At 37.2% G+C, this 4,849-nt stretch carries 8 protein-coding genes; 7 read left to right on the top strand and 1 reads right to left on the bottom strand.

Annotated features, from left to right (window positions below):
* Positions 1 to 44 precede the first annotated feature (44 nt).
* From BAZSYMA_RS05670 to BAZSYMA_RS05660, 3 genes are read left to right on the top strand one after another with little or no spacing between them, the layout of a single operon-like run.
* Entirely contained in the window at positions 45 to 662 is a 618-nt protein-coding gene (locus BAZSYMA_RS05670; RefSeq protein ID WP_090716563.1) for a DUF4395 domain-containing protein, read from the top strand.
* 3 nt (positions 663 to 665) lie between these two features.
* Complete coding sequence (locus tag BAZSYMA_RS05665; RefSeq protein ID WP_090716561.1) at positions 666 to 1,577, top strand: MBL fold metallo-hydrolase; 912 nt, start codon at positions 666 to 668, stop codon at positions 1,575 to 1,577.
* A gap of 16 nt (positions 1,578 to 1,593) precedes the next feature.
* The gene (locus BAZSYMA_RS05660) at positions 1,594 to 1,836 is read left to right on the top strand and encodes a hypothetical protein (RefSeq protein WP_143243120.1); all 243 of its coding nucleotides are present in this window, start codon (positions 1,594 to 1,596) and stop codon (positions 1,834 to 1,836) included.
* Here the strand turns inward: BAZSYMA_RS05660 and BAZSYMA_RS05655 are convergent.
* Entirely contained in the window at positions 1,829 to 2,410 is a 582-nt protein-coding gene (locus BAZSYMA_RS05655; protein WP_090716556.1) for a malonic semialdehyde reductase, read from the bottom strand. The genes BAZSYMA_RS05660 and BAZSYMA_RS05655 overlap by 8 nt on opposite strands.
* A 35-nt stretch (positions 2,411 to 2,445) precedes the next feature.
* Between BAZSYMA_RS05655 and BAZSYMA_RS05650 the strand changes: the two genes are divergently transcribed.
* From BAZSYMA_RS05650 to BAZSYMA_RS05635, 4 genes are read left to right on the top strand one after another with little or no spacing between them, the layout of a single operon-like run.
* Positions 2,446 to 2,871 carry a hypothetical protein gene (locus tag BAZSYMA_RS05650; protein ID WP_090716553.1) on the top strand — a complete coding sequence of 142 codons (426 nt, stop codon included), beginning with the start codon at positions 2,446 to 2,448 and terminating at the stop codon, positions 2,869 to 2,871.
* Between the two features lies 1 nt (position 2,872).
* Positions 2,873 to 3,175 (top strand): hypothetical protein, encoded by a 303-nt coding sequence (locus BAZSYMA_RS05645; RefSeq protein ID WP_090716551.1) that lies wholly within the window; start codon positions 2,873 to 2,875, stop codon positions 3,173 to 3,175.
* Between the two features lie 2 nt (positions 3,176 to 3,177).
* Positions 3,178 to 4,308: an NAD(P)/FAD-dependent oxidoreductase gene (locus BAZSYMA_RS05640; protein WP_090716548.1), complete on the top strand. Its 1,131-nt coding sequence runs from the start codon at positions 3,178 to 3,180 to the stop codon at positions 4,306 to 4,308.
* 9 nt (positions 4,309 to 4,317) lie between these two features.
* Positions 4,318 to 4,656 (top strand): histidine triad nucleotide-binding protein, encoded by a 339-nt coding sequence (locus BAZSYMA_RS05635; protein WP_090716546.1) that lies wholly within the window; start codon positions 4,318 to 4,320, stop codon positions 4,654 to 4,656.
* Positions 4,657 to 4,849 lie beyond the last annotated feature (193 nt).

Genomic DNA, 4,849 nt, shown 5'->3' with positions numbered 1-4,849 from the left:
TGTTTAGCTTGCCACGAAGCATTTACGGTTAATTAAAATAAATTATGTTTGGATTTGGTGAAAAAGTAGCAGGTTATGATGTTCCTGTTTTTAATGAACGAGAAGTAAGAGCTGCCGCAGGCATTGTATTTCTGTTTGCTTTTATGGCATTTATGAATGGTTTTTTAACGGGCAATAATGAGCCGACTAAGTTAATGGTATCGGTATTTTTATTTGATTTTTTTATCCGGATTTTTATCAATCCAAAATACGCACCCTCTATGATTATGGGTCGTTGGATTGTTAATAATCAAACACCTGAATATGTCGGCGCGCCACAAAAAAAGTGGGCGTGGGCATTTGGTTTTTTCTTGGCAGTGGTGATGTTTTATTTAGTGGTGATGAACAATATTCGTGGACCTATTAATATTTTGACTTGTGCGCTGTGCTTGGGCCTTTTATTTTTTGAGGCAGTATTTGGTGTTTGCGCGGGATGCAAGGTTTATAATATATTTCATAAAGACGGTGCAAAGTATTGTCCGGGACAGTCGTGTGATTTAACAAGAGACAGAGCATCAATTCAAAGCCTAAATTTTGTACAAAAGACAATCTTTACCTTGTCAATATTGGCATTATTTTATTTGGTATTTGGTGATATTATTCACACTTTAACAACAGGATAAAAAATGAAAAAAATCATAATTCTTGCATTACTTTATTTATTTTCAAGCTTAACTTATGCCTCATTTGAGGTGCAAAAAATTACTGATAATGTTTATGCTTTAGTGGGTGAATTGTCTCAAAGGACTAAAACCAATTTAGGTAATAATTCAACCCATGGGGTTATTATCACTAGTGAAGGTGTGGTACTTATAGATTCAGGCGCAAGCTATTTTGACGCCAAAGAGATTCATAAAACTATTCAAAAACTTACTCACAAACCTGTCAAAATCGTCATTAATACTGGTGGACAAGACCATCGCTGGTTAGGCAATGATTATTTTCAAAAGTTAGGTGCTAGAATTATAAGTTCAAGTAAGGCTAAAATTGACCAACAAATAAGAGCAGATGAGCAAATAACAAGACTAGACCTGTTAATTAAAGATAGCCTAAAAGGTACAGAACCTGTATTTGCATCAGAGACTTTTGATGAAAAAATGAATCTTGAACTTGGCGGTGTAAATTTAGAGTTGTATCATTTTGGTGCAGCGCATACAGCAGGCGATATTGTTATTTGGATGCCTAGTACAGAGTTGATGTTTACAGGAGATATAGTTTTTAACGACAGAATGCTAGGGATTGGACCTGCCAAAGATTTTCAAAGTTGGATTAATGTATTTGAAAAAATGGCAATTTTTAAGCCAAAATACATAATTCCAGGTCATGGTAGTGTGTCTAATTTGTCGCTTGCAACACACAATACTTATAATTATTTGGTATTTTTAAAAACAAAAATTAGTAAGATTCTAGATAATGATGGCGATATGTTGGATGCCAGTAAAATTGACCAATCAAAATTTCATTATTTAAAAAATCATGAAAGTATTGCTGGAAAAAATGCGCAACGGGTATTTGAGAAGATGGAATTTGACTATTAATAGAAAGGAAGAAGTTATGAAAAATATAAAGAGATTAACTGTTTTATCTGCATTAATTTTTTCTACTGTTATAACGGCATCATGGTTTGATTCTGGTGAAGATAAAAAACAAGAAATCGCTAAATCAGTGACTATAGAGAAAATAGCCAAGGACTGTGAGATCCCAGCTTTTGCAAAAGCTATTGGGCACGAAGACAAGTGGCTGTTACATAATGGTTGTCCACCAAGAAAAGACGCCAAGAAAAACGAAGCTAAATAATTTTGCAAGCCTCATCAAAGCTTAGGCGTGGCGACCTTGGGAACAACTTACTCTGGTCGCCAGACCCTATAGCGCAAATGAAAATTGATTTGGTTTTACCATCTGGGAAAAATTCTTGGTCCAGTGTCTCAGCATTAAAACCACCCATTGGGCCACAATCTAAGCCAACTGAACGTGCTGCCAACATAAAGTAAGCACCTTGTAAAGTGGCGTTCATCTCCCCTACTGATTTAATCTTTTCAGGGTTGCCTTCATACCAACTTTTTGCATCAGTATGCGGGAAGAGTTTGCCTAACTTCTCATAAAATTCTGTGTCATAAGCAATGATTGCCACTGCGGGTGCAGCCATTGCCTTATCCACATTACCTTCATCAAGATGAGGCTTGAGTTTTTCTTTAGCTTCGCTGGATTGTACAAAGGTAATACGTGCAGGGCAAGTATTAGCCGCAGTTGGTCCAAACTTCATCAGCTCATAAATTTGGTTAATTTGTGTCTCAGATACAGGTTTGTCTAACCAGCCATTGTGGCTTCTTGCTTCTGTAAATAAAGTATCAAGTGCGTCTTTGTTCAGCATTATAATGTCCTTTGAATATAAATTATTGATTGCGTATGTTAGATTATATATTTTTTGACGCTAAACTATCAAACAAATTCAAAGACCATTTAATAAAGGCGGGAATAGAATTTAAAGTTGAAAATGACGAAAGTTTTGGCTCGGTGCAGGGCGAGATTGTGTCTATTGCCGATGAAACTAATGATGATATTTTGGACGAGTTACAAGTATTGTATGATGAATTACAAGAAGCATTAGAGCAAATATTAGAACAAAATGGTGATGGCTTAATGATGAATGCAGCAGGTATGCAGACCCAACTCAAAGATGGCACAATGTGTACGCTAAGAGTAGAGCCTACGATTGTAACGCGCATTCTTACTGTATTAGAATTTGATGAGTTACAAACCTTTATTGATAATATCGCACGCAGTGTAGAGGAGCCTGATTTCGGGCATTTTTGTAAAAATAGAGGAGCGTAAAATGAGTGGATTTTTTGTACTGGTGTCGTTTGAATTAAATGACAAGAATTTATTGAGCGATTGGAAGGTTTTATCTAAAGAAATTGACGATAATATTCTTGGTGTTAAAGGATTTATTTCACGCGATTCTGGAATTGATGAGCAAGGATATGTGTATTGCTTAGTTAAATGGCAAAGTAGAGCTGATCAAGAGGCGTTCAAGAAGCAACTTGAATCAAAAGATGATTGGTCAAAAACAATGGAAGACTTTGGGCGTATTGCCAATATGGAAACTATCATGTTTAAAAATATAGCACTCTTTTAACGATGAAGAAAATCACAATTATCGGTTCAGGATTTGCAGGTTTAACTGCGGTGAGAGTCCTGCGCAAACAAGACAAAACCCTAGAAATTACGCTAATCTCTCCAAAGGCAGAGTTGGTGTATATGCCGAGTTTGATTTGGGTGCCTTCCGGTGCAGCAGACAAAAAAGACATTATTGTTCCATTGGATAATTTCTTTAAACGCATGAATGTTCGTCATGTCGAAAATGAAGTCATTGGCTTGGAAGATAACAACAGAGTTGTACTTTTAAAAAATGGTGCTCAAGTTGATAATGATGCGTTAATTATTGCCTCAGGCGGGCGTTTTATCAAAAAATTACCCGGCATTGAAAACGCCATCACTCCTTGTGAAGGGCTAAGCGCTGTAGAAGAAATACGCGACAGAATAAAAGTCATGGATGGTGGCAATATCGCCATTGGTTTTTCGGGTAATCCAAAAGAACCAAGCGCGATGCGTGGTGGGCCAATGTTTGAATTTTTGTTTGGACTAGACACACAACTACGACAAGAAAAACGACGCGATAAATTTAACCTAACCTTTTTCACCCCCGCAACAAAACCCGGTGCACGATTGGGCGAAAAAGCAGTTGAGAGTTTGTTGTTAGAGATGAAAAAGCGCAACATTAAAACGCATCTTGGACATAAAATGAAAAAATTTGAAACCAATAAAGTGTTTACCGAAGGTGGTGAATTTTCCGCTGATTTGATCCTATTTATGCCAGGAATGACGGGCAATCAATGGTTTGATAATACCGAGCTTGATCGTAGTGAAGGTGGTTTGTTAAAGGCGGATAAATTTTGCCAAGTTGAAAGTGCTGACAAGGTGTTTGTTGCAGGCGATTCTGGTTCATTTCCAGGGCCGCAGTGGATGCCAAAACAAGCACATATGGCAGACCTTCAAGCTGAAGCGGCAGCAAAAAATGTACTTGATGTGTTAGATGGAGGGCGTGCTACGCACACATTTAAAATTGAGCTAATGTGCATTGTTGACTCAAATAACAAGGGCATCTATATCTCACGCACGATGAAGGGTGGCTTTATGTTGCCGAATTGTCGTTTGATGCACACTGTAAAGCGTTTATTTGGTTGGTGGTATTTGCGTCAATATCGATAAGGAGAGACTATGTCAGATTGTTTATTTTGTAAAATTATTGCGGGTGATATTCCTACTGAGAAAATTTATGAAGATGCTGAAGTTTTGGCTTTTCATGATATTAGGGCGCAAGCTCCACATCATTTCTTAGTGATTCCAAAAAAACATATTGCCTCATTAAATACAGCAGACGATGCCATCTTGATCGGTAAATTAAGTTTAACCGCCAGTAAAATTGCTAAAGATTTGTGCTTTGCCGATGAAGGTTATCGTGTGGTAATGAATTGCAACGCTAATGGCGGACAAACAGTTTATCACATTCACCTGCATTGCCTAGGGGGGCGAGCGCTCTCTTGGCCACCTGGTTAACCTTTCCTGTTTATTTGGAAATAGATAAAATTTAAGTTTGATTGTACTTAGATTCACATCATAAGTGCAACACTCAATTAGTTGATCAAAGGGTATATTAATCACTCTTTAATCCGACAAGAAAAAGGAGTGAAACATGCAAAAATATACACAATTGACCTACGAACAAAGATACCATATTTACCTGCTAAAT

Origin of the sequence: Bathymodiolus azoricus thioautotrophic gill symbiont, assembly GCF_001298715.1 — a bacterium.
In the GTDB taxonomy this organism is placed as follows: domain Bacteria; phylum Pseudomonadota; class Gammaproteobacteria; order PS1; family Pseudothioglobaceae; genus Thiodubiliella.
Note: the sequence above shows the minus strand (reverse complement) of the source record. Positions and strands in the feature narration are given on the sequence as shown.

Bases quoted from the DNA above. Each gene is read 5' to 3' on its own strand.
- BAZSYMA_RS05665 (WP_090716561.1), top strand. From the start codon at position 666: ATGAAAAAAATCATAATTCTTGCATTACTTTATTTATTTTCAAGCTTA.
- BAZSYMA_RS05660 (WP_143243120.1), top strand. From the start codon at position 1,594: ATGAAAAATATAAAGAGATTAACTGTTTTATCTGCATTAATTTTTTCT.
- BAZSYMA_RS05655 (WP_090716556.1), bottom strand. From the start codon at position 2,410: ATGCTGAACAAAGACGCACTTGATACTTTATTTACAGAAGCAAGAAGC.
- BAZSYMA_RS05645 (WP_090716551.1), top strand. From the start codon at position 2,873: ATGAGTGGATTTTTTGTACTGGTGTCGTTTGAATTAAATGACAAGAAT.
- BAZSYMA_RS05650 (WP_090716553.1), top strand. From the start codon at position 2,446: ATGTTAGATTATATATTTTTTGACGCTAAACTATCAAACAAATTCAAA.
- BAZSYMA_RS05670 (WP_090716563.1), top strand. From the start codon at position 45: ATGTTTGGATTTGGTGAAAAAGTAGCAGGTTATGATGTTCCTGTTTTT.
- BAZSYMA_RS05640 (WP_090716548.1), top strand. From the start codon at position 3,178: ATGAAGAAAATCACAATTATCGGTTCAGGATTTGCAGGTTTAACTGCG.
- BAZSYMA_RS05635 (WP_090716546.1), top strand. From the start codon at position 4,318: ATGTCAGATTGTTTATTTTGTAAAATTATTGCGGGTGATATTCCTACT.